Source organism: Staphylococcus sp. 17KM0847 (genome assembly GCF_013463155.1).
Lineage (GTDB): Bacteria > Bacillota > Bacilli > Staphylococcales > Staphylococcaceae > Staphylococcus.
Genome location: NZ_CP040781.1, coordinates 1,124,218 through 1,147,073, shown reverse-complemented (window position 1 = coordinate 1,147,073; position 22,856 = coordinate 1,124,218). Strand labels below are relative to the sequence as shown.

The 22,856-nt window shown below is 35.1% G+C and carries 23 protein-coding genes; 10 read left to right on the top strand and 13 right to left on the bottom strand.

Annotated features, from left to right (window positions below):
* Positions 1-86: 86 nt before the first annotated feature.
* From FGL66_RS05520 to lysA, 7 genes are all read left to right on the top strand, one after another.
* Positions 87-1,073, top strand: a complete 987-nt coding sequence (locus tag FGL66_RS05520; protein WP_180808876.1) for an aspartate-semialdehyde dehydrogenase — start codon at positions 87-89, stop codon at positions 1,071-1,073.
* Between the two features lie 5 nt (positions 1,074-1,078).
* Complete coding sequence (gene dapA, locus FGL66_RS05515) at positions 1,079-1,957, top strand: 4-hydroxy-tetrahydrodipicolinate synthase (RefSeq protein WP_180808874.1); 879 nt, start codon at positions 1,079-1,081, stop codon at positions 1,955-1,957.
* Positions 1,954-2,676, top strand: a complete 723-nt coding sequence (dapB, locus tag FGL66_RS05510) for a 4-hydroxy-tetrahydrodipicolinate reductase (protein WP_180808873.1) — start codon at positions 1,954-1,956, stop codon at positions 2,674-2,676. The genes dapA and dapB overlap by 4 nt, the downstream gene beginning before the upstream one ends.
* Positions 2,677-2,697: 21 nt before the next feature.
* Positions 2,698-3,417 (top strand): 2,3,4,5-tetrahydropyridine-2,6-dicarboxylate N-acetyltransferase, encoded by a 720-nt coding sequence (gene dapD, locus FGL66_RS05505; RefSeq protein ID WP_180808871.1) that lies wholly within the window; start codon positions 2,698-2,700, stop codon positions 3,415-3,417.
* Positions 3,418-3,579: 162 nt separating this feature from the next.
* Positions 3,580-4,734, top strand: coding sequence for a M20 metallopeptidase family protein (locus FGL66_RS05500; RefSeq protein WP_180808869.1), 1,155 nt, complete (start codon positions 3,580-3,582; stop codon positions 4,732-4,734).
* Positions 4,731-5,801, top strand: a complete 1,071-nt coding sequence (gene alr / locus FGL66_RS05495) for an alanine racemase (protein WP_180808867.1) — start codon at positions 4,731-4,733, stop codon at positions 5,799-5,801. Before FGL66_RS05500 ends, alr begins: the two co-directional genes overlap by 4 nt.
* Positions 5,802-7,067 (top strand): diaminopimelate decarboxylase, encoded by a 1,266-nt coding sequence (lysA, locus tag FGL66_RS05490; RefSeq protein WP_180808865.1) that lies wholly within the window; start codon positions 5,802-5,804, stop codon positions 7,065-7,067. It begins immediately after the preceding gene.
* Between the two features lie 271 nt (positions 7,068-7,338).
* Here lysA and FGL66_RS05485 read toward each other — a convergent pair whose 3' ends face one another.
* The 3 genes from FGL66_RS05485 to FGL66_RS05475 form a co-directional block, all read right to left on the bottom strand.
* Entirely contained in the window at positions 7,339-7,434 is a 96-nt protein-coding gene (locus FGL66_RS05485; RefSeq protein WP_180808863.1) for a type I toxin-antitoxin system Fst family toxin, read from the bottom strand.
* Positions 7,435-7,684: 250 nt separating this feature from the next.
* Positions 7,685-7,885, bottom strand: coding sequence for a cold shock protein CspA (gene cspA / locus FGL66_RS05480; RefSeq protein WP_103357964.1), 201 nt, complete (start codon positions 7,883-7,885; stop codon positions 7,685-7,687).
* Between the two features lie 167 nt (positions 7,886-8,052).
* The gene (locus FGL66_RS05475) at positions 8,053-8,361 is read right to left on the bottom strand and encodes a DUF1033 family protein (RefSeq protein ID WP_180808861.1); all 309 of its coding nucleotides are present in this window, start codon (positions 8,359-8,361) and stop codon (positions 8,053-8,055) included.
* Between the two features lie 224 nt (positions 8,362-8,585).
* On the opposite strand from FGL66_RS05475, the gene FGL66_RS05470 reads away from it, so the two are divergent.
* The 3 genes from FGL66_RS05470 to FGL66_RS05460 are packed head-to-tail and all read left to right on the top strand — an operon-like array spanning position 8,586 to position 10,685.
* Positions 8,586-8,858: an acylphosphatase gene (locus FGL66_RS05470; RefSeq protein WP_180808859.1), complete on the top strand. Its 273-nt coding sequence runs from the start codon at positions 8,586-8,588 to the stop codon at positions 8,856-8,858.
* A gap of 20 nt (positions 8,859-8,878) precedes the next feature.
* Positions 8,879-9,523, top strand: a complete 645-nt coding sequence (locus tag FGL66_RS05465; RefSeq protein ID WP_180808857.1) for a 5-bromo-4-chloroindolyl phosphate hydrolysis family protein — start codon at positions 8,879-8,881, stop codon at positions 9,521-9,523.
* The gene (locus tag FGL66_RS05460) at positions 9,510-10,685 is read left to right on the top strand and encodes a toxic anion resistance protein (RefSeq protein ID WP_180808855.1); all 1,176 of its coding nucleotides are present in this window, start codon (positions 9,510-9,512) and stop codon (positions 10,683-10,685) included. Before FGL66_RS05465 ends, FGL66_RS05460 begins: the two co-directional genes overlap by 14 nt.
* A gap of 50 nt (positions 10,686-10,735) precedes the next feature.
* Here the strand turns inward: FGL66_RS05460 and FGL66_RS05455 are convergent, their stop codons facing one another.
* The 10 genes from FGL66_RS05455 to FGL66_RS05410 form a co-directional block, all read right to left on the bottom strand.
* Positions 10,736-11,257, bottom strand: a complete 522-nt coding sequence (locus FGL66_RS05455) for an NAD(P)H-dependent oxidoreductase (protein WP_180808854.1) — start codon at positions 11,255-11,257, stop codon at positions 10,736-10,738.
* A gap of 118 nt (positions 11,258-11,375) precedes the next feature.
* The gene (gene brnQ3 / locus FGL66_RS05450) at positions 11,376-12,722 is read right to left on the bottom strand and encodes a branched-chain amino acid-like transporter carrier protein BrnQ3 (RefSeq protein ID WP_180808853.1); all 1,347 of its coding nucleotides are present in this window, start codon (positions 12,720-12,722) and stop codon (positions 11,376-11,378) included.
* A 220-nt stretch (positions 12,723-12,942) separates the two neighbouring features.
* A complete protein-coding gene (locus FGL66_RS05445) occupies positions 12,943-14,832 on the bottom strand; it encodes a vWA domain-containing protein (RefSeq protein WP_180808852.1) in 1,890 nt (629 codons plus the stop codon).
* A gap of 12 nt (positions 14,833-14,844) precedes the next feature.
* On the bottom strand, positions 14,845-15,642 hold the full coding sequence (locus FGL66_RS05440; RefSeq protein WP_180808851.1) for an ATP-binding protein: 798 nt from the start codon (positions 15,640-15,642) through the stop codon (positions 14,845-14,847).
* Between the two features lie 96 nt (positions 15,643-15,738).
* Complete coding sequence (locus tag FGL66_RS05435) at positions 15,739-15,942, bottom strand: DUF6501 family protein (RefSeq protein ID WP_180808850.1); 204 nt, start codon at positions 15,940-15,942, stop codon at positions 15,739-15,741.
* A gap of 189 nt (positions 15,943-16,131) precedes the next feature.
* Positions 16,132-16,374, bottom strand: coding sequence for a hypothetical protein (locus tag FGL66_RS05430; protein ID WP_258007255.1), 243 nt, complete (start codon positions 16,372-16,374; stop codon positions 16,132-16,134).
* A gap of 279 nt (positions 16,375-16,653) precedes the next feature.
* The gene (gene sucB, locus FGL66_RS05425; RefSeq protein WP_180808849.1) at positions 16,654-17,880 is read right to left on the bottom strand and encodes a dihydrolipoyllysine-residue succinyltransferase; all 1,227 of its coding nucleotides are present in this window, start codon (positions 17,878-17,880) and stop codon (positions 16,654-16,656) included.
* A gap of 12 nt (positions 17,881-17,892) precedes the next feature.
* On the bottom strand, positions 17,893-20,685 hold the full coding sequence (locus FGL66_RS05420; protein WP_180810483.1) for a 2-oxoglutarate dehydrogenase E1 component: 2,793 nt from the start codon (positions 20,683-20,685) through the stop codon (positions 17,893-17,895).
* 86 nt (positions 20,686-20,771) lie between these two features.
* Positions 20,772-22,145: a HAMP domain-containing sensor histidine kinase gene (locus tag FGL66_RS05415; protein ID WP_180808848.1), complete on the bottom strand. Its 1,374-nt coding sequence runs from the start codon at positions 22,143-22,145 to the stop codon at positions 20,772-20,774.
* On the bottom strand, positions 22,142-22,819 hold the full coding sequence (locus FGL66_RS05410) for a response regulator transcription factor (RefSeq protein WP_180808847.1): 678 nt from the start codon (positions 22,817-22,819) through the stop codon (positions 22,142-22,144). The genes FGL66_RS05415 and FGL66_RS05410 overlap by 4 nt, the downstream gene beginning before the upstream one ends.
* Between the last annotated feature and the right edge of the window lie 37 nt (positions 22,820-22,856).

The following is a 22,856-nucleotide window of genomic DNA, read 5'->3' as shown; positions in this document are numbered from 1 at the left end:
ATTATAATTTTTTGAAATGATTAAATATTCTGCTTTATCCCTAGAGTATTTAATTAATTATTACTTGAGAATATGGAGTGAACAACATGGTAAAATTAGCAGTCGCAGGTGCAACAGGATTAGTAGGATCTAAAATTTTAGAAACACTTGATCGTAAAGGTATTGAGTTTGATGAACTTGTTTTGTTTTCATCAAAACGATCAGCTGGACAAGAAATTAACTTTCAAGGTAAAACATATACGGTTCAAGAACTGACTGAAGCAGCAACAGATGGTGACTTTGACTATGTATTGATGAGTGCGGGTGGTGGAACGAGTGAACGATATGCCCCACTATTTGAACAACACGGTGCCATTATTATTGATAACTCAAGTCAGTGGCGTATGGCAGAAGATGTTGATTTAATTGTTCCAGAAGTCAATGAACCTACATTTACTCGTGGTATTATTGCTAATCCAAACTGCTCGACAATCCAATCGGTTGTACCTTTAAAACCTTTGCAAGAACAATTTGGATTAAAGCGTGTTGCATATACAACATATCAAGCTGTATCCGGCTCAGGCATGCAAGGTAAAAAGGATTTAGAAGATGGTGCACATGGTGTAGAACCAAAAGCATACCCACATCCAATCTATAACAATGTTTTACCACATATTGATGTGTTTTTAGATAATGGATATACAAAAGAAGAACAAAAGATGATTGATGAAACGAAAAAAATATTGAATGAACCTACATTGAATGTAACTGCAACATGTGTACGTGTACCCGTGCAGGACAGCCATAGTGTACATATCAATGTCACACTCGATAAACCAGCAACAGTTGAAGCGATTCAAAATTTATTCGAACAGGATCCACGTGTTGTTTTAGTTGACAATCCGGCAAATAATGAATACCCTCTTGCCATTCATTCAACAGGTCGCGATGAAGTATTTGTCGGGCGTATTCGTCAAGATGATTCATTAGATAACACATTTCATATTTGGGTCACATCAGATAACTTACTAAAAGGAGCGGCACTTAATGCAGTACAAGTGTTAGAACAAGTGATTAGAATGAAAGGAGCATAATGTATATGACACATATTTTTCAAGGGACAGGTGTAGCGTTAATCACCCCTTTTTCGAATGATCAAGTAGACTATCAAGCTATTCGTCAACAGGTGAATTACCTTATCGATCACGGTATTCAGTCATTAATTGTCAACGGTACAACAGCTGAGAATCCAACACTTACAGATCAAGAAAAAGATCAAATTTTAATGACAGTTATTGATGAAAACCAATCTCGTGTTCCAGTGATAGTGGGTACAGGCACAAATAATACACAGCGTTCAATAGAAGCTTCATTGCGAGCTAAAGCATTGGGAGCAGATGCAATTATGCTTATTACCCCCTATTATTTAAAAACAAGCCAACGCGGATTGATTGCACATTTTGAAACAATTGCCAATGCCGTAGAGCTTCCTGTCGTACTGTACAATGTTCCATCCCGAACAAGCAGTACGATTGAACCGGCAACTGTTGAACATTTAAGTCACCATCCTTATATTGTTGCCTTAAAAGACGCAACAAATGATTTTGACTATTTAGCAGATGTACAATCGCGTGTGAATACATCAGAGTTTGCCCTATATAGTGGCAATGATGATAATATTGTGAGATATTATCAAGAAGGTGGACATGGCGTGATCTCAGTTGCTGCTAATGTTATTCCTGAAGCTTTTCAACGTGTTTATACAGACCGAACAAATCGTGAAGTGCTGTTCAGACCTATTGGTAAGCTTTTATCAGCGATGTCTGTTGATATTAATCCTATCCCTATTAAATATTTAGCAGCTTTGGAAGGATTTGGAAACTATGAGGTGAGATTGCCATTAGTTCCTTTGAATGAGCAAGAACAAGCACAGCTCAAGGTAGCTTTTGATAACTTCAAAACGGAGGTTCTGGCATGAGAATATTATTGATTGGTTACGGTGCAATGAATCAGCGTGTTGCCCGTTTAGCAGAAGAGATAGGCCATGAAATTGTAGGTGTTATTCCGAACAAACATCGTGAAAGTATTCCCTACCCTACTTTTGATAAAATCAGCGACATACAAGAAGTGGATATTGCCATTGACTTCTCTCACCCTGATTTATTGTTACCTTTGCTTGATGATACATTTAACTTGCCTCTTGTTATTGCAACGACTGGGGAGAAAGAGCGAATTCATAATAAATTGCAACAATTGGCAGAAACGATGCCCGTATTCTTTAGTGCAAATATGAGCTACGGTATTCACGTATTAACTAAATTATTAGAGACAGCTGTTCCTCTACTACAAGATTTTGATATTGAGATGACTGAAGCCCATCATAATCAAAAAGTAGATGCACCAAGTGGAACTTTAGTAAAATTGTATGATGTTATCGATCAATTGCGCAACGATCTGAAACCTGTATATGATAGAAGTCAGAAAAATCAAAAACGTGAACAACAAGAAATTGGTATTCATACAGTACGTGGTGGGACAATTGTTGGTGAACATGATGTGTTATTTGCAGGTGTGGATGAGACCATTACCCTGTCACATCGTGCACAGTCTAAAGATATTTTCGCTAATGGTGCGCTGAATGCTGCACAACGATTGATTGATAAACAACCGGGCTACTATACATTCGATAATTTATAATAAGAGGAGTGCTTATAAAATATGGTTAAAAATTTTACGGCTGAAGAGATTATTCAATATATTAGTGATGCAAAAAAATCAACCCCATTAAAAGTTTATATTAATGGAGAATTTAGTGATGTAACGTTTCCAGAACAATTCAAGGTTTTTGGTTCAGATCGTTCAAAAGTTATTTTTTGTGAAGCAAGTGATTGGCAAGTATTTTATGATGTGTATCATACAGCTATTGAAGAACTTGAGATTGAAATGGATCGTCGCAATTCAGCAATTCCACTCAAAGATTTAACCAACACTAATGCGCGTATTGAGCCGGGAGCTTTTATTCGTGAGCATGCAGTGATTGGTGACGGTGCTGTTGTTATGATGGGAGCAACAATCAATATTGGAGCTGTTGTAGGTGAAGGTACAATGATTGATATGAATGCAACGCTTGGTGGTCGTGCTACAACAGGAAAAAATGTTCATGTAGGTGCAGGAGCAGTGTTAGCAGGTGTTATTGAGCCCCCTAGTGCTTCCCCTGTTGTGATTGAAGACGACGTTTTAATTGGAGCGAATGCTGTCATATTAGAAGGTGTTCATGTAGGTGAAGGTGCGATAGTTGCAGCAGGTGCTATTGTGACACAAGATGTACCAGCGGGAGCAGTAGTAGCAGGTACGCCAGCCAAAGTGATTAAACAAGCAAGTGATGTAGAAGATTCAAAACGAGAGATTGTTTCAGCATTACGTAAACTGGATCAATAGATGTTAAAAATAATGGGTAGAAACTCATAGCCATTAGGAGACTGAAGCATTGATTCATCCTATTGGCTAAGTCATTGATGTAGGGGTGAGACAATGAGATCTTTGAGTAATAGTAGATTTCTGTTTCACCCCTTTTTTGATACATAATGAGGAGTGGGAAAAATGAATGAGTTAGAATTTGTGACTGAACATAGACGCTATTTACATGCGCATCCAGAACTCAGTTTAGAAGAATATGCAACAACAGATTATATTATTCAGTTTCTTGAAGGGCTTGGTGTTTCTTATGAATGTCCATTAGAGACTGGTGTCATTGCTTATTTAGAAGGTCAATCGAATCATACAATTGCATTTAGAGCTGATATTGATGCTTTGCCTATCCATGAAGAAAATAATGTGGATTATCGTAGTACAGTTGATCATGTCATGCATGCTTGTGGTCATGATGGTCATACGACAGCACTTATGCTCCATGTTAAACGTTGTAAAGCACTGTATGATCAAGGAACCCTTCCCCATAATGTCGTGTTTATTTTTCAACCTGCTGAAGAATCAGGTGGAGGTGCACATTTAATTATCCAAACGGGTGTATTGTCACGTTATCAAATTGATGCCATCTATGGTGTGCATATTATGCCTTTTGTAGATGAAGGAGCAGTCGTTGTTCGTGATGAGGAGATTACAGCAAGTGCAACAGAGTATCGCTTTTTTTTAGAAGGTCAATCCAGTCATGTTGCGAATAAAGAACAAGGATATTCTACGGGTGAAGCCATGCAGCATTTACTCATCCAACTTTCACAAATTCAACAATATCATTTAAATGGACTACAACGAAACATTGTACACATTGGGCGTTTTAATGCAGGTGAAGCGATTAATACCGTTCCGAGTCAGGGCTATTTAGAAGGTACGATTCGTACGTACAGTATGGATGACTTACATACCGTTCAATCACAAATGAACAAAATTGCAGAAAGTATTGAATTGCTGTTTAATGTTCAATGCAAAGTGAAGTTTGAAGAAGGATACCCTCCAACGATGAACGATCCAAAGTTAAAAAAATATGTGGTAGAGAGCTTAACATATCACAATCAGACAGTCATTGAACCTACTAACCCCTATCTATTCGGTGAAGACTTCAGCTTTTATGGTCAAGTTGCTCCTGCTTATTTTGTGTTTTTTGGTACAAGAAATGAAGCACAACAATTTGTACATGGCTTACATACGCCACGTTTGAATCTTAATGAAGCTGTTTTAATTCGAATTGCTGATTATTATGAACGCTTACTTTTTAATTATGGTGAGGTGTTAGTATGACGGCGATATGGCAAGTCAATCGTGATATTTTCCAAAAAAATGTACAGCGTATCGTTAACAATCAATCTGTTATGGCTGTTGTTAAAAATAATGCTTATAATTATGGCTTGGAATTTGCAGTTGAACAATTTTGGCAAGCGGGTATTCGATGTTTTAGTACAACATCGTTAAAAGAAGCAATGCAGATTCGAGAATTAGCACCTCAAGCTACTATATTTTTAATGAATCCAACATATGCGTTCGATATATTACGGCAATATGATATTCATATGACACTCCCCTCTCCAGCTTTTTATCAGCAAAATAAAGCGCAGTTGGTTGATGTCAAAGTACATTTAGAATATGAAAATCTACTGCATCGCTCAGGGTTTAAAACAATAGATGACATACTAGATGTATTGGCAGATCACGAGAATAATATAGCACCTAAAATGAAAATCATTGGCTTATGGACGCATTTTGGTTATGCAGATGAATTTGATGTACCAGACTATGATATTGAACGGGAAGCATGGTTGAGCGTTGTTGAACAATTACAAGAAAAAGGCTACGACTTTGAGATGGTACATGCGCAAAATAGTGCAAGTTATATGCGTGAGGGTGCTGTATTTCCAAATCATACACATGCACGTGTAGGAATAGCACTTTATGGTTCACGCCCCTATTCTACTGTATCGAGAGAAGTAGTTGAACAAGCGTTGACAGTAAAAGCCAATGTACTTCAAGTACGTACTGTACATAAAAATGAACATTGTGGTTATAGTTTTGCTTATACTGCCGAAAGAAATGATACACGTTTAGCAGTTATTGATGTAGGTTATGGTGATGGCATATTGAGAACACGTGCACAACATGAGGTGTTGATTCATGGGAAATGCTACCCTATCCGTGCTTTAATGATGAGTCATATGTTCGTTGAGGTTGATGAAGATATTCAACCGCAAGATGAAGTGATTTTGTATGACAAAACTTTGCGTATTGATGATTATACATTTAAAGGTGTAGGTGCTAACTCCGAACAATTAAGTGCGCTAAACCTAGATTCTTTAACAAAGGAGTATATATAAATGACAGTAACTTATAATAATTGTGGTGAACTAACAATTGAGGGTACAAGTTTAAAGACAATTGCACAAAGCTTTGGTACACCTACAATTGTGTATGATGAGCAACAAATTCGTGAACAAATGAGACGATATCATCGTGTATTCCAACAAAATGATATTGGTTATGTTTTATCTTATGCGTCTAAAGCTTTTACATGCATTCAAATGGTGAAACTTGTGGAAGAGGAAGATTTTGATTTAGACGTTGTATCTGAGGGTGAATTGTATACAGCTATTGAGGCAGGCTATGATCCTAAGCGTATTCATTTTCACGGTAATAATAAAACAAAACAAGAGATTCAATATGCACTTTCACAGGGGATTGGTTATTTTGTTGTTGATGCATTGGATGAGATAGAAGTTATCGATGAATATGCAACACAACCGGTAGATATATTGATTCGTGTTAATCCAGGAGTAGAAGCACATACTCATGAATTCATCCAAACAGGTCAAGAAAAAAGTAAATTTGGATTATCATTAAAGCACGGGCTTGCTGAACAAGCGGTTGAAATGATTTATAACAGTCATTATTTGAACTTAAAAGGGATTCATTTTCATATTGGTTCGCAAATTGAAGAAACAACAGGCATGATTCAAACTGCACAGATGGTATTAGAATGGCTGAATGATCAAGCCATTGATATTGAGTTGCTTAATCTAGGTGGCGGTTTTAGCGTTAAATACGTTGAAGGAGATAAGCCCTTTAATATTGAAGAAGGCATCACTGAAATTGTACAGGCCATTAAACAAAAGTGTCGAGAGCTAGATTACCCTATTCCAACATTGAGTATTGAACCGGGACGTTCGATTGTTGCTGAGGCAGGTGTGACATTGTATGAAGTAGGTACTGTGAAAGATATACCGTCTGTCAATAAGTATATTTCTGTAGACGGTGGCATGAGTGATCACATTCGTACAGCACTCTATGATGCGAAATATAAAGTATTACTTGTTGATCGCAATGAAAAGGCAGATCAAGTAGTCACTGTTGCAGGGAAATTATGTGAATCTGGAGATATTTTAATCCATGAAGCTAAACTTCCCTCTAGTGTGTCGCGTGGCGATTATTTAGCTGTACAATCTACGGGGGCATATCATTATAGTATGGCTTCGAATTACAACCAAATCCAAAAACCAGCTGTATTTTTTGTATCAAATGGTAAAGCTAGAGAAGTGATCAAGCGCCAGTCACTACGCCAGTTAATCATCAATGATGTGAAATAATAGATGCATTAAAAAAGAGTAACATATTACTCTACTGAAACGCTTTGACAATGATTTATATTAAATCCTATACTTTCAATGAAAATTTATAGTGATGTCATGTCCTATTTTGAGCGCTTTCTCCTACTGTACTTATATTTTGCAAAATCTTTCTAATTTATGCTATAATACGATTAACAAATAGAATGATGACATGATAAACACCAAACCCGACAACTACTGCGAATAGTTGTCGGGTTTTTAATTATGGTGTATCGGCGATGTCGTCGCTTTATTTATCACGATTATTCAGCCAATATGAAAATAGCGTGATTGTCACCCCTACTAATATAGGGGCAATCAAAGATACAAATAGAATGCTGAACATGATGTCACCTCCTTCCATGCTAAATACAGCATAGAAGTGAAACGACGACTTTAATATTATATCATTTGTAGTAGCAATTTTGTTATTATCATTTCTAAAAGTACTTGTGTGCAGACAGTATAATTGTAAGTTGAGTTATTGTTCAGTTATATATAATGATAAGAACATACCCACCGCAGAAGACGGATAGACAAAAAAAGAGTAGGGCCTACACCCTACTCTTTAAAATAGTCAATATTGCATCTATTTATTATAGTTTAACAACGTTAGCAGCTTGTGGACCGCGATCGCCTTCAACTACTTCAAATTCAACTGCTTGACCTTCATCTAATGATTTGTAACCTTCTTGGTTAATAGCTGAGAAGTGTACGAATACGTCGTTTTCACCTTCAACTTCGATAAAACCAAAACCTTTTTCAGCGTTAAACCATTTTACTGTACCTTGTTTCATAATGTGTGAAACCTCCAAGACTAAAATTCAATATGCGCTATTCGCATATTACAAAAAATACTATAAAGTTTATAAATATTCTTTGCAATATGGAATAATGCAATTGCTTACATACTATTATAATGTACGAACATAGTATTTGCAATACAGAAATAAAAATTTTTATTTCAGTTTATTAATGGCATATTTAAATAAATTTTTTTATTCTTTAAAACAATATAACTATAAAAAATTTGAAGGTCTTCATCACAATCTTCACAGTAGTTCATATCACAGTTATTATAAAAAGCATAAATATTATGTTTGCCTACTACATAGTTATCATAACGACATTGTGCATTTTTAATGATATATGAATATGCTTCTATAAAAGCTTCATATGTTGAGAAGTGTTGTGTTTCTATAATATGTTCTGGCCAATCATCAAAGAGCCACCAACCTTCGTAGTCTGCACGAATCTTTGCCAGTTCCCACATGAAAAATCCTCCAAATCTATAATAAGTATTCTCGTGTATACTGCCAAAAATGAGCAAAATTGTACATTGATATTTGATTCCTTGTACAAGATGCTACTTCAACAACTTAATCTTTTTAGCATTAAAAATCAAGTGATTGATCTTGTCCATTCATTGAACGTGCATTCCTAATTATTAGTCTTTTTTGGTAAAAATACGTATAATTATAGAAAAGGGGGATTATTATGAAACGTTGTTTAATTCATGTCTATGGTCGTGTACAAGGTGTAGGGTTTCGTTATTTTACAGAACGTCTTGCTCAAAAATATAAAGTCACTGGAACTGTACGTAATGTAGCGGATTATGTTGAAGTGATTGCACAAGCTGATAATGCCGATTTAGATCCATTTGTCAATGCAGTCATCCATGGTGCCTCCCCTGCCTCATCAGTGACAAATTATCATATAGAAACACTTGATATAGATCCAACATTAAAAAAATTTACAGTATTAGCATAAATATAAAGGAAGTTATTATTATGAGATATAATCTATCGCGTGTTTTGGGTGTTGTTGTAGGTTTGCCCGTGTCTGCGATTGCTTTTTTTACAAGTATTATAGGTTTTGATTTTCATTTTTTATTAGATATGTTTGTGGGTATATTTGGTTTTGCTATGGGGTATGTACCTACACAGCGTTTAACATCTAAAAATTATTTAGATGAGCTGGGTTTAACGAGAAAAGACTATCGCTATATTCGACATCAAAGTAATGCAGCACAAAATAAAGTAAAACGTATTTTCAAAACATTTATTAATGTGCGCTCGATTCAAGATTTTAAGTTGGTTAATGATATTTATCGGTTAACACGAACAATTAATCAAATTGTTCGTCAAAAGCCGAATCAGTTTTATCGAATTGAAAGTTTTTATTATTCACATATTGATAATGCACTGCATCTTGTTGAAAGTTATACACATCTTGCTAAAATGCCAATGAAGTCAGCCGAAGAACAGCAAATGTTACATCAAACACGTATTACGCTTGAAGAGATTAAACGTACATTAGTTGCAGATTTGAAGCGTGTAAATGAACAGCATTATGAGCAAATTGATACAGAAATACGTTTGAATAAGCTTTATCAACAAAATAAAGATAAGGAGTATGAAAATGAAACAAACTGATATTGAAAATGCGTCCCATCATCCATTGGATCGCTATTTTGAAACCTTTGAGCAAGAACATGAAGTGAAACAATCAACGCATGTTACAAAATCAGATACCGCAATCGCTCAGTTTTCTGAACAAGATCAACAAAAAATCAAATCACTAGCAAGTCAAATTGAACCATTGAATCATGATAGCTTATTACAATTTGGTTCGAATGCACAATCTCATTTATCAGGCTTTTCACATCAAATGCTTGATGAAATACAATCCAAAGATGTAGGATCCATTGGTGAAACATTAGAAAAATTGATGAATAAGTTAAAAGAAGTAAACCCTGAAGATTTGTCTCAAAAAAATGATTCTTTTTTAAAGAAAGTATTTAAACGCTCTAAGTCATCAATGCAACAATTGTTTTCGCGTATGCAATCGGTCAGTGCCCAAGTAGATCGCATTTCAGTGGAGTTGGATAAGAATAAATCATTACTCATTAATGACGTGCGCTTGCTTGATGATTTGTATCAACAAAATAAAGATTATTATGATGTGATCAATCTTTATATAGCTGCAGCACAAGAGAAAAAAAGCGAACTAACACAGCATATACTCCCACAATTACGTGAAACGGCACAGCAATCAGACAATCAAATGGCTGTACAAGATGTTGCAGATATGGAACAGTTTATTGATCGACTGGACAAACGGATTTATGACTTACAATTATCACGTCAAATTACGTTGCAATCTGCCCCACAAATTAGAATGATCCAAAATATTAATCAAGCTTTGGCTGAAAAAATTCAAAGCTCTATCTTAACAAGTATTCCGTTATGGAAAAATCAAATGGCGATTGCATTAACATTGAATCGACAAAATAAAGCGGCACAGGCACAAAAGCAAGTGACAGATACAACAAATGAAATTTTATTAAAAAATTCAGAAATGCTACGCCAAAATGCAAGAATAACTGCTGAAGAGAATGAACGTGGTATTGTTGATATTGAAACATTGAAAACAACACAAGATAATATTATTCAAACAATTGAAGAAACCTTACAAATTCAAGAAGAGGGTCGTCAAAAACGACAGCAAGCAGAAAAAGATTTACAACAACTTGAACAAAATCTTAGAGCACGCTTAGATACAGCACAGCAGCAACGTGATCATTTGCATATGTAAATTTGAAAAAGCAGTACGAAATATAGATTTGTTTCGTACTGCTTTTAAGTTTATTTAGCGTTATGGATAAATGAAAGGTATTCTGCAGTGTTTGTTTTCAATTGTTCAGAATCGATATTCGCTGCACCGTGTAATTTGTGTAAGCCGATATATTTGGCTCCAATAAAGTCAAAAGTGGCTAACATGGGTGTTAATAGTGTTTCTGGTGTATAGCGAGTATGTGTTTCAGAGTTGTAGTGATCAGCTTCCCCACCGATAGACACAGCAAGTCCGAACTGTTTCCCCTTTAATGCGTTACCTGTTGAACCGTAAGCCCAGCCATAAAGGAAAACTTCATCCAAGTACTGTTTCAGTAATGATGGTGAGCTGTACCAATACATTGGATATTGGAAAATAATGGTATCGTAACGTTCTAATAAAGATTGTTCTGCTTTAACATCTATAACCCCATCTGGATATGTGTGATATAACTCATGTACATCTATACCATCATCTAATAAAGCATCGCGCCATTTACGATTCACTTGAGATCGTGTCATATTAGGATGTGTGAGTATAACAAGTGTAGACATAAAATAGCACTCCTTTCGAATTAAGTATAAATATTATATCTATTTTGCTTAAAATAATCAACAAAATAGATAGCAAAAAGACTAGGAGCATGATTTGCCCTAGCCTTTCATTTTAGTGTTATTCTTTTTCATAAACGATAATATTTGATGATTTTACAAAGCTTCCAATAACATAAGCAATAATCAATGTAATGACAGCAATTGGGAACCACTCAAGTGAATATTCGTGGAATGGTAGATGTTCAATGAAAGGAACACTTAACCATCCCTTGGAATTCATCACACTTAGAATAGATTCAATCGTAATAACTGCTACTGTAATTTGTTGTGTGATTTGACGTGTTGGTACAAATCGTGCAATCAAGATTAAAAGTACAGTTGTGATTGCAATTGGGTAAATAATAAGTAAAACAGGTATTGAAAGTTGAATCACAGCATTTAAACCTAAGTTTGATAAAATAAAGCTGATAAGTGTAAAGATGATCACGTAAGCCTTGTAAGAAACTTTAGGTAAAATGCTATGGAAGTATTCACTTACTGATACGATTAAGCCACACGCTGTTGTTAGGCAAGCAAGTGCAACAATAATACCAAGGAGGTACTTACCAAATGCGCCGTAACCCGTAGCTGCCATAGTAATCAGTAAATGTGCACCGATATTCTGGTTGTTTTCTGTTAACTGTTTCATTGTGTCTGCATCAATAACCATATGATTACCGATAAAGCCTAATGAAATGTAAATGAATGCAAGTGCAGCAGCAGCAATAATACCTGCAATAGCTGTTTGTTTAAAAATATCATTTGCATGCTTAATACCAGTTGCTTTAACGGCATTTACAACGATCATAGAGAAAGCAATTGCCGCAATTGCATCCATTGTCAAGTAACCTTCAGTAAAGCCTTTTGAAAAACCAGAAAGTGTAGATGAATATACTTCAGGATCAGCATCAGTGTGTGGTTGACCACCGAAGTCAATAAAACCTTTCACAATCATTGCAAGAATTGTAAATAAGAGTAATGGTGTTAAAATTGCACCGATACGATCCACAATCTTGCCAGGATTAAAACATAAGTATAAAACGATAATAAAATAAATAACTGAAAATACAAATAACCAAACAGGGCTACTTGAATGAATAATTGGTGTGACTGTCATCTCAAATGATGTAGATGCAGTACGTGGGATAGCGAATAAAGGTCCAATTGTTAAGTAGATAACGACTAAAAATACAACTGAAAATGCAGGGTGTATTTTATTGACTGAACCGATATAGCCTTGTTTGTCTAAAGCCCCTACTACAACACCGAGTAATGGTAAACCAATACCAGTAATAACAAAGGCAATAATTGCTGGCCAAAAGTATTGACCACTTGCTAAACCTAAACTAGGTGGGAAAATCAGGTTACCTGCACCAAAGAAGATGGCAAATAACATAAAACCGATAAATAGTGTGTTCTTGTTCATAAACTTACTCCTTAAAACTTGCTTTTTTAAATTTATGCTTCATTGTATCACAATAAATTTTATACGTCTATTAAATTTCTGAAAATTTTAAAAATCAGCATAAAGTAGATAAAAAGCCAGAATCTAAATAGAAAAATGCTATAAAATAATGATAGAGAAACAGAACTTTGAATTAATAAATAATAAAAGGTTTCTGCTTCTCTTTAATGAATAGTTGTTTTTAAAAAGATTTTAATAATAACTTTTTAAGTAATGGAGAAAGTTGACTTGGTAAGTGTTCGACGCCTTCAACAAAAATAGCGAAAGGTCCGTAAATATTATGAATTGTTTGTTCTATTGCTTCTGTAATGACTTCTTGACTGAGGAAGACGTTAAATACTTCAATGCCTAATTTACGTGACATTTCAACAGCTTCATAAGTATCTAAAATACCATCTTGAGTATAGTTGAATGCAGAAGGTTCTCCATCAGAAAATACAATAAGAAACTTTTGTTTTTCAGAACGAGTTAAAAGTCTTTCACTTGCTATGCGTATTGCTACACCATCTCTATTGTCATCTTGGGGTGTTAAGGACATAATGCGTGGTGCTTCAGTTTGATAAATAGATTGATGATAATTAATAATTTCATCAATAATGTTGGGTTGATTATCTTCATCAGCATCAAAAGCATCTTCATTGAATGCTAATATTTCATGGCGCACATTCAATGCTTTTAACGTTTCGTGAAACAGTACTACGCCCTTAATTGTTTCATCCATTTTGTCATACATACTTGCTGATGCATCAATAAGTAGTGTAAAAGTAGCATCAAAAGTTTGACTTAAATCAGCTTTTTTATAGAAAAGTTTATATTGATCATCAATAAACCAATTGATGAGATTGCGCTGAAGACGACCTTTTGTCAGATTATGACGCACATCTTGAAATTCACGATCTATTGTTTTTTTAATAATTTTAATAAGGTCTTTCACTTCATATTGTACATCTGTTTGTACTTGTTTATAGGCTTCAACAAAATGAGGCTCGATTGTAGGTACATTCCATTGAATGCTTACGTTGGCATTAATACCTGTCAAACCGAGTAACGAAGCATGATGACTTTGATGCCCTCCTTCTTCGTTGTCTAATGTATCTTGAGATCCTTTCCCTTTCTTGGAGAGCATATCTGTCATATCGTCTGTGCTGTCTCCTTCTCGAGCTGTATCATTGTCACTTAATACTTCGCTATTTTCACCCTCATGAAGTTCTGTTTCTAAGTATGCACCACCAGCTGTTTCACTATCTGCGTGTTTTGAGTCTATCTCTTCCGTTTCGATATCTTCTTGTTCATCTGTTTGACCATCCGTCTGTGCAGCGTCTGTTCGCTTAATATCCTCCAATGTTAACCCTTCAAGTGCTTCATAAATATGTTTCGGTATATGATAATATTCATTTAACATATCTTCCTTTAACCAATCATCGACTTGAAACATAATTCGCTGTGTGAGATACATGGCTTCTTCACTTGAATGAATATTGAACACATCAGGTAGATATTGATACATCATTTCTAATGCTAAATCGATGTCCGCATGAATATGAGGAACATCAAAGAAATTTTCAGTTAAAAATGATCGTTCTAAATTTAAAAATAGCAAATCGGTATACATTGTTTTAGTCTGATATACATTGATTTGGGATTCACAATATTGTAAACGCATCTGTCTACGCATATTAATAAATTTAGCTGTTTGCGGACGTTCGTGCACAATTAAGTTTAAAATGCGTATTTCTTCAATGAGTTTGAACAGTTGACGATATAACTTAGGATGACGAAATGCTTCTTTATTTGTAATTACTGCATTGATAATTTCAGGTGACATATGAAAATAGCTGTATGTCGCAAGTAAAACGTCTGTCTTTAATCCAGTTTTTTCAATATGCTCGGGACGATGTGCCCAAAACGAACTGCATATTACTTCGTTATTGATAGCATCATAATAAGGGAACTTGTGTATTTTAACTTGTGTTTGCTCATTTTTTAATAATAATCTTGCAAGGTCTTGTAACATCATAACCTTCATTGCATCAAGTTGTTCATCATTAAACATAATAAAGCGATCGCTCATTCGTATCACCCTCTAAAAGTTCAATTCTACAGCATTAATAATAGCTTGTTGTTCACGTTCATCTTCCAGTTTATCGATAATTGTACGCTGAATCGCTCGTTCAATAGGCATCACCGTAGCAAGATCACTCATATCGATTAAAGCACGAATACTTGCAGCTTCTTCAGAAAGTTGACCTTGCTGTGTCATTGTACGCAAATCTTCATTGAATTTAATAATCTGTTTAATCAATGTATCATCTTGTAATAAACTTTGTGCTTTGATGACATCATGGAGTGTGTCACCATCGATATAATCGACATTAATAACCACAAAGCGGTTTTTAAGTGCTTCATTCATAGGTAATGTGCCGACATAGCCTTCATTAATTGCAGCAATTACTTTGAAGCCGGGTGCAGCTTTAATGACTTCTCCTGTAAATGGATTTGTCAATTGACGACGATAGTCCAATACACCATTTAAGATAGGTAATGTTTCAGGTTTAGCCATATTAATTTCATCAATGTATAAGATATGACCTTCGCGCATTGCTTTAATGACAGGACCGTCAATAAAAATAATTTCTTGGTGACCATTGTCTGATGTTTTAATTGTTTTAAATCCGAGTAAACTTTCAGCATCTAAGTCTACTGAACAGTTAATTTGATGCATCGGAATTTGTGTTGTTTCACTTAATGTTTCGGCAAGTTTAGTTTTACCTGAACCCGTTGGTCCTTTGAGTAAAATATTTTTATTTAAGCTAAATAACTTTTCAGCATCTCCAAAAACCGTTTTATCTGAGTTGATATAGCCTTTACTTATATGTGTCATATTATTCACCTTTCTCATTTTGCTGAACATAAGAAAAAAGCCGACAGCACACAGGTGCTTCGCTTTTTCTTATGTTCAAATATTTACTTATTTAATCTAGACTTCTTCAAAATATGTTTTATAGTAACCACCAACAAGTCCAGAGTTGTCAATAATTTGATAATATTCTTCAGTTTCATTAACAACATCATATGTTTGCCCAATAGTGAGCATATCACTCACTGTAAATTTTGCGGCATCAGTATGAATCACTTTGACCTGTTTTATGGGCGCTTTATCTTTCCAAGTTTCATGTAACATTTGCTCACCTTCTTGATTTCTTTAATGTGTGATATAAATATTAATCAGACTATCATATTATGAAATAAATTTATTGTTTTGTCTATATCTTATAAGAAGACGTGGTAGTATCTATAATCACCGAATAGTATGTGCCTTTATGTTGTATTATACCTCATTATAATGTTGAAATACCAATATGACCTATATTTATTGAAAAAAGATACCGAATAAAATAAAAATAATACCTGCATAAAAATAGAGACTGCGTGTTTGACGCTCTTGTAGTATATCAAAACCGTAGATTACAATTAAACCTAAACCTATTGTTTGAAAAACAGGCCAATGATGCGTCAGTCCCAATAAGCTTGTCACTATAAAGATGAAATTAATAATCATCATAAAAATACCTATTGTTAAAATAGGGATAAGTAGTTTTTTGTTGATTTGCATAAATTATGGCTCCTCTGTTCAACTTACGCCAAGCTTATCATATATCGAGTGATGTGATAAGTCATATTATTAACAAAACCCCTAAAGCAGCGTAGTGCATCCCCAAAAAACTAACTTTTGTAGCCATTTTTATAGCAATACAAGAATTAAAGAAAAATTAAAAGGCTTGTTTCCTATACAATATAGGAAACAAACCTTTGAAATCGTATACTAAATCAAAGTCCGACTTTTGGAATTCAGTATATATCAAAACTGCCTTAGGGGCTTTGTTATTTAAAGTTATGATTCAAGTAGTAAATCTTCAGGGTTTTCAATAAGTTCTTTAATTGTTTTTAAGAAACCAACAGCTTCTTTACCATCAATAATACGATGATCATAGCTTAATGCTAAATACATCATCGGACGATTTTCAATGGTATCTTTGTCAATTGCGATTGGGCGTGTAATGATTGAGTGCATACCAAGGATAGCAGCTTGGTTACCATTGATAATTGGTGTTGACATCATTGAGCCAAAAATACCACCATTTGTAATGGTAAACGAACCATTAATCATATCATCTAATGAAAGTTTATTATCACGGGCTTTAGCAGCTAAGTTTGCAATTTCTGCTTCAATTTCAGCGAAGTTTTTCTTATCACAGTCACGCACATTCGGTACTAATAATCCACCTGGTGTCGATACAGCTACACCGATATCATAAAACTGCTTAGTCACCATGTATTCACCATCGATTTCAGCGTTGACTTCCGGATATTTTTTCAATGCTGCAACAGCTGCTTTAGTGAAGAATGACATAAAGCCAAGTTTAGTCCCATTATGATCTTCCATAAATTTTTCTTTTTTACGTTTACGTAGTTCCATGACGTTTGTCATATCGACTTCATTAAATGTTGTAAGCATTGCAGTATTATTACTTACTTCTAATAATTTACGTGCAGCAGTTTGTTTTCTGCGATTCATTTTTTCACGTATTACTGGTTTTGATGGATTTTGAGGTGGTTGTGGTTTTTCTTGTTGAGCTGTATTTTTTTCTATAACTTTTTCATTTGTTTGTTTACCACGTGCAACGTCTTCTTTACGGACAATATCCCCAGTTTTACCATTTACTGCACTTAAATCAATGCCTTTTTCACGGGCTGCACGACGTGCTGAAGGCGTAGCATTGACGCGTTCATTTGTTGATGTTTCATTTTCTTCGTTTGATTCGGTATCATTTGTAGTTGTTTCTTGTTGTGTCTGTTTATGTCCATCAGTTGAAGGCTTGGCAGCACCTTCGCCCACAATTGCAATTGCTTGACCCACTTCAACTGTATCTCCAGCCTCAGCAAGAAGTTCTTGTAATGTGCCCTCTTCTTCTGATACGACTTCGACATTTACTTTGTCAGTTTCTAATTCAAGGATGGCTTCACCTTTTTCTACTGTATCCCCTACTTGTTTTAACCACTCCGCAATGGTACCTTCCGTAATAGATTCTGCTAATTCTGGAACTTTTACCTCTGCCATGTTGATATCCCCCTAGATATTTAAACTATTTTCAATGATTTTATTTTGAACAAGTTTATGAATTTCTCCATCACCTTCAGATGGTGCGGCACGGTGTTGTCTACCGTGATATGCAAGATCGTACTGATCCCCTACAATTTGCTTGAGTGTTGGGTATACAAAATGCCATGCACCTTGGTTTTGAGGTTCTTCTTGTACCCAAGCTACCGTTTTAACATTTGGCAATGCTTGTAATAACTCAGCAACTTCTTTTTCTGGGAATGGATAAATTCTTTCTACCGCGACTAATAAAATTTTAGAATTAGGTGTTTCTTTTAATCGCTCTTTTAAATCGATGAGCATCTTACCTGAAGCAAGGATAACTTTTTCTACCTTTTGAGCCTCGTATTCTTCTACGATAATAGGTGAAAATGCCCCTGTTGTAAATTTGCTAATAGGCTGTGCCACAGTTTTATTTCGTAATAATCCTTTTGGTGACATGAGTACAAGTGGTCTCATAGCTTCCGTACCTAAGCTCGCTGCTTGTGCACGCAATAGGTGGAAATAGTTACTTGCACTTGATAAGTTGCAAACAGTCATATTATTTTCTGCAGCAAGCTGTAAGAAACGCTCTAATCGTGCTGAAGAATGTTCAGGTCCTTGTCCTTCAAATGAATGTGGTAAGAAGAAAGTTAATCCAGAACGTTCGCCCCACTTTGCGTTGCTTGAGAAAACAAAATTATCAAAGTACATTTGAGCCATATTAGCAAAGTCACCAAATTGTGCTTCCCAAATATTGAATGACGATGGATTTTCAACGTTATAGCCGTATTCAAAACCAACCACTGCTGCTTCAGATAGCGGAGAGTTATGAATATCGAACGTTGCTTTTTGATCTGGAACATTTTGCAATGGAATATGCACGCGATCGCTATCTTGATCATGTAACACCGCATGACGATGACTAAATGTACCACGTTCACAATCCTGACCTGTCATGCGAATAGGTATACCTTCTTGCATAACTGTTGCAAATGCTAACTGTTCGGCATGTGCCCAGTCAACAAGCCCCTCTTCATTTTCAAATGGTTGACGTCTTTGTTCTAAAATGCGTTGTAACTTTTTAAAGACGTTAAAATCACTTGGATACGTGAGCATGGCATCATTAATTGTTTTCAAGCGTTCATAAGACAGCTCAGAATGATTGCTTGCTAATGGTTGTGCAATATTTTCAGGATGTTCCATCTCAGCGTTATTATTTTTATCGTTTTTATCAATTTTATCGTGTGCTGTACGCATTTCTTTTTGAACAGCATCTATGATATTGTTCATATCATCTGTACTCATAATACCTTCTTCGACCAATTTGTTACCGTAAATAATTTCTACTGTATCATGCTTTTTAATATTTTTATAAGGTAATGGATTAGTGAGCATAGGCTCATCCATCTCATTATGACCAAATCGGCGATAGCCAACAATATCAATTACAACGTCTTTGTTAAATGTTTTGCGAAATTCCATCGCAATATCAATCGCTTCAATCGTCGCTTCAACGTCATCTGCATTCACATGCATAATTAGAACATCATAACCTTTAGCTACATCTGTCGCATATGTTGTAGAGCGTCCATCGATAGGTTCTGTTGTAAAACCAATGCGATTATTGGTGATTAAATGGATTGTTCCTCCTGTACTGTAACCCTCTAAACTACCTAAGTTCATCGTTTCAAAGTTAACACCTTGTCCCGGATATGCAGCATCGCCATGAACAATAATTGGTAAAGCACGATTAAAATCGGTCTCGAGTTGTGTAGATTGATGACTATAATCTTGGGCTGCTCTTGTACGACCTGTTATAACTGGTGCAACGATTTCAAGATGACTCGGGTTGTTTGCTAAGGTAATGCGTTGCTCGATACCATGTGAGTTGATCGTTTTTACACCACCAAGATGATATTTTACATCGCTCGTCCAACCAGCAGTGAGTTTTAGACTACCATCCTCAGGTAAAAACTTCATAGGATTGGTATGCATAAATTCAGAGAGCATCATTTCATAAGGTTTTTTCAAAATATGCGTAAGTACATTGAGTCGTCCTCTATGAGCCATACCGATTTGAATGTTAGGTATTTCAGCTTCGGCAGCACGCTTGATCACTTGTGAGATCATGGGTACAAGTGCATCGACACCTTCTATTGAGAAGCGTTTGGCACCTACAAAGTTTTTGTGAAGATATTTTTCAAAACCTTCAACGTGGGCGAGTAGCTTGAATAACTCTACCTTCTCTTTATGATTTAACCCTGTTTTATAGGGCGTTTCAATTCTACGTTTGAGCCAAATACGTTCTTTTGAATTATTAATATGCGTATATTCAAACGCAATTGAACCTTTGTATCTCTTCTCCATTCGTTGTATCGCTTCATAAGCATTGTCGTAAATATCTTTAAAATGGTCTGAGACGATTTCTGCAGATATTTTTTCGAGTGTTTGTTGATCTAAGCCAAAATCTTCAATTGTTAACTTAGGAACATTTGTCCGTTCGGGTTTATTTACTGGATAGATATCTGCGAGTAAATGCCCATATTGTCTAATATTATCAATCAAGCGCATGACACGTTTAATCGTGCTATCCCCTAAGCTTGATTGTGTTGATGTGTTCGAATAAGATGTATCACCATCTTTAATTGTGCTGAAGAGCACTTGTAAATCTTCAGATACTGAACTAGGATCTTCTAAAAATTGATCATAAAGTTCTAGCATTAATCCTAAATTAGCCCCGAAATTTACAGGTGCCTCGCTCACCTGTTTATCGTTCTTCATAATCCACCCTCCACAGAAAGAATTAAAACGCTTACAAGTCAATAATAGCATTAAATTGTGAACATTTAAAGGCAAAAAAACGTGATCTTTTAATGATGTGCTGATGCATTGAAGCTAATTGTAAATAATGTAAAGTGTCCTTCTTCACTTTTAACGGAAATATGCCCATCATAAAGTTTTACGAGTTTCAATGCGATAGATAGACCTAAACCATTTCCTCCTTGTTGGCGTGAGCGTGATTTATCGACTCTGTAAAAACGATCAAAAATATGTTCTTGATCTTCTTTCGGAATGCCGAGTCCATGGTCTTTAATTTCAATAAGAATGCGATTATTAACATGACGTGTAGAAATACAAATATGTCGGTTAATCTGATCATATTTAATTGCATTATCTATAAAAATTAATAAAACCTGTTCTAAATGAAAAGCATTCATATCTAAATAAATAAAATCTTGATTTGTTTCAAAATCAAATTGGTAGTCTGGATGAATTTGTTTAAGCGAATGAATACGATTTTTAATTTCTAAATTAACATCGACTTCTTCGGTTTGTTGTTCAATGGAGCGTGGGTCATCTTTAGTTAATAACAAAAGCTCTTCTACCAGCTTAGTAATTCTATTCATTTCTTCAATAGATATGGTTAATGACTCTTCAAGGATAGCAGGGTCTTTTTTCCCCCAGCGTTGTATGAGATTTAGGTGACCTTGTATAATTTGAAGTGGTGTGCGCAATTCGTGTGAAGCATCTTCTACAAATTGACGCTGCTGATTAAAAGAATCTTCTAGTTTGACCATCATGCTATTAAAGGTATCAATAAGCGCATCGGTTTCTTCGTAATTAGTTGGAACATGGAGTTTTTCCTGAAAACCATCACGTCGAATTTTAGTCATTTTTTCTGTAATGATATTGATGGGTTTGGTAATTTGTGATGAGAATGCATAACTGATAGATGCTGTAACAAATAATGCAATCAATCCAAAAATCAATGCGAGATAGGTTATAAAATTTAATAAGTCATCAAAAACATCTAAAGGATGAACAATAGTAGCATAACCATGAAAATAATCTGTGTTCACAGGGTTTGAAACAATGATGAATGAGCCATAGCTATTGTTAATGATTTTAATATTTCTTGAATCTGTTTTTTGAAATGGGGGTGTAAACTGAATATTAGATCTGTTTGTATTTTCAATGAGATGCTTTCCATTTTGATCGTATAAAATCACTTTTTGATAACTATTTGTCACAGAACTGAATTCTAAAGTCGTAATATCTTTAAAAGGACTTGTCGCTAATAACTGATATAAATCATCAGCACTGCGCTCTGCTTTTTCAAGTTCATTTTGTTTCAGTAAACTGCTAACAGCATAGATAATGAGTAGACAAAAAATAAAAATAATTAAAAAAGTAATCACCGTTGTAACGAGTGTCCATTTGGTTTTAAGTGTCGGCTGTTTCATTGACGTATCACATATCCTACGCCTCTCACCGTTTCGATAATTTTGGCTTTATCAATAGGTTTGAGTTTGTTGCGTAAATAACGTATATACACATCTACTACGTTTGTTTCTACTTCAGATGCATAGCCCCATACATGATCTAAAATTTGTTCACGATGTAATACATGGTTTTTATTTTCAGCAAGTAATAATAATAAATCAAACTCTGTTTTTGTGAGTTCTATGATTTCTTCGCCATATGTAACATGGAATGCATTTTTATCGATAACGATACCACTCACTTCGACACTATCTTTTGGAAGTTGTTGCTCATCAGAGGAACGGCGAACGAGTGCACGAATTCTTGCCAATAACTCTTCGATTTCAAAAGGTTTTACAATATAGTCATCAGCGCCATAATCTAAGCCTAAAACTTTATCATATATTTCCCCTTTGGCAGTAATCATGATGATAGGTGTATCTTTTTGTGTTCGTAGACGCTTACAGACCTCGAGACCATCAATACCAGGGAGCATTAAATCCAATAAAATGATATCAAAATCTTGTTGTAATGCGGCATTTAAACCAGCTAACCCATCATTTTTAATCGCAACGTCATAATTTTCATGTTTAAGTTCTAATTCAATAAAGCGCGCTAAATTCTGCTCGTCTTCTATAATTAATACGGTTTTCATGTCTTCACCTCATGTATTATGATAGGATAAATTTTAC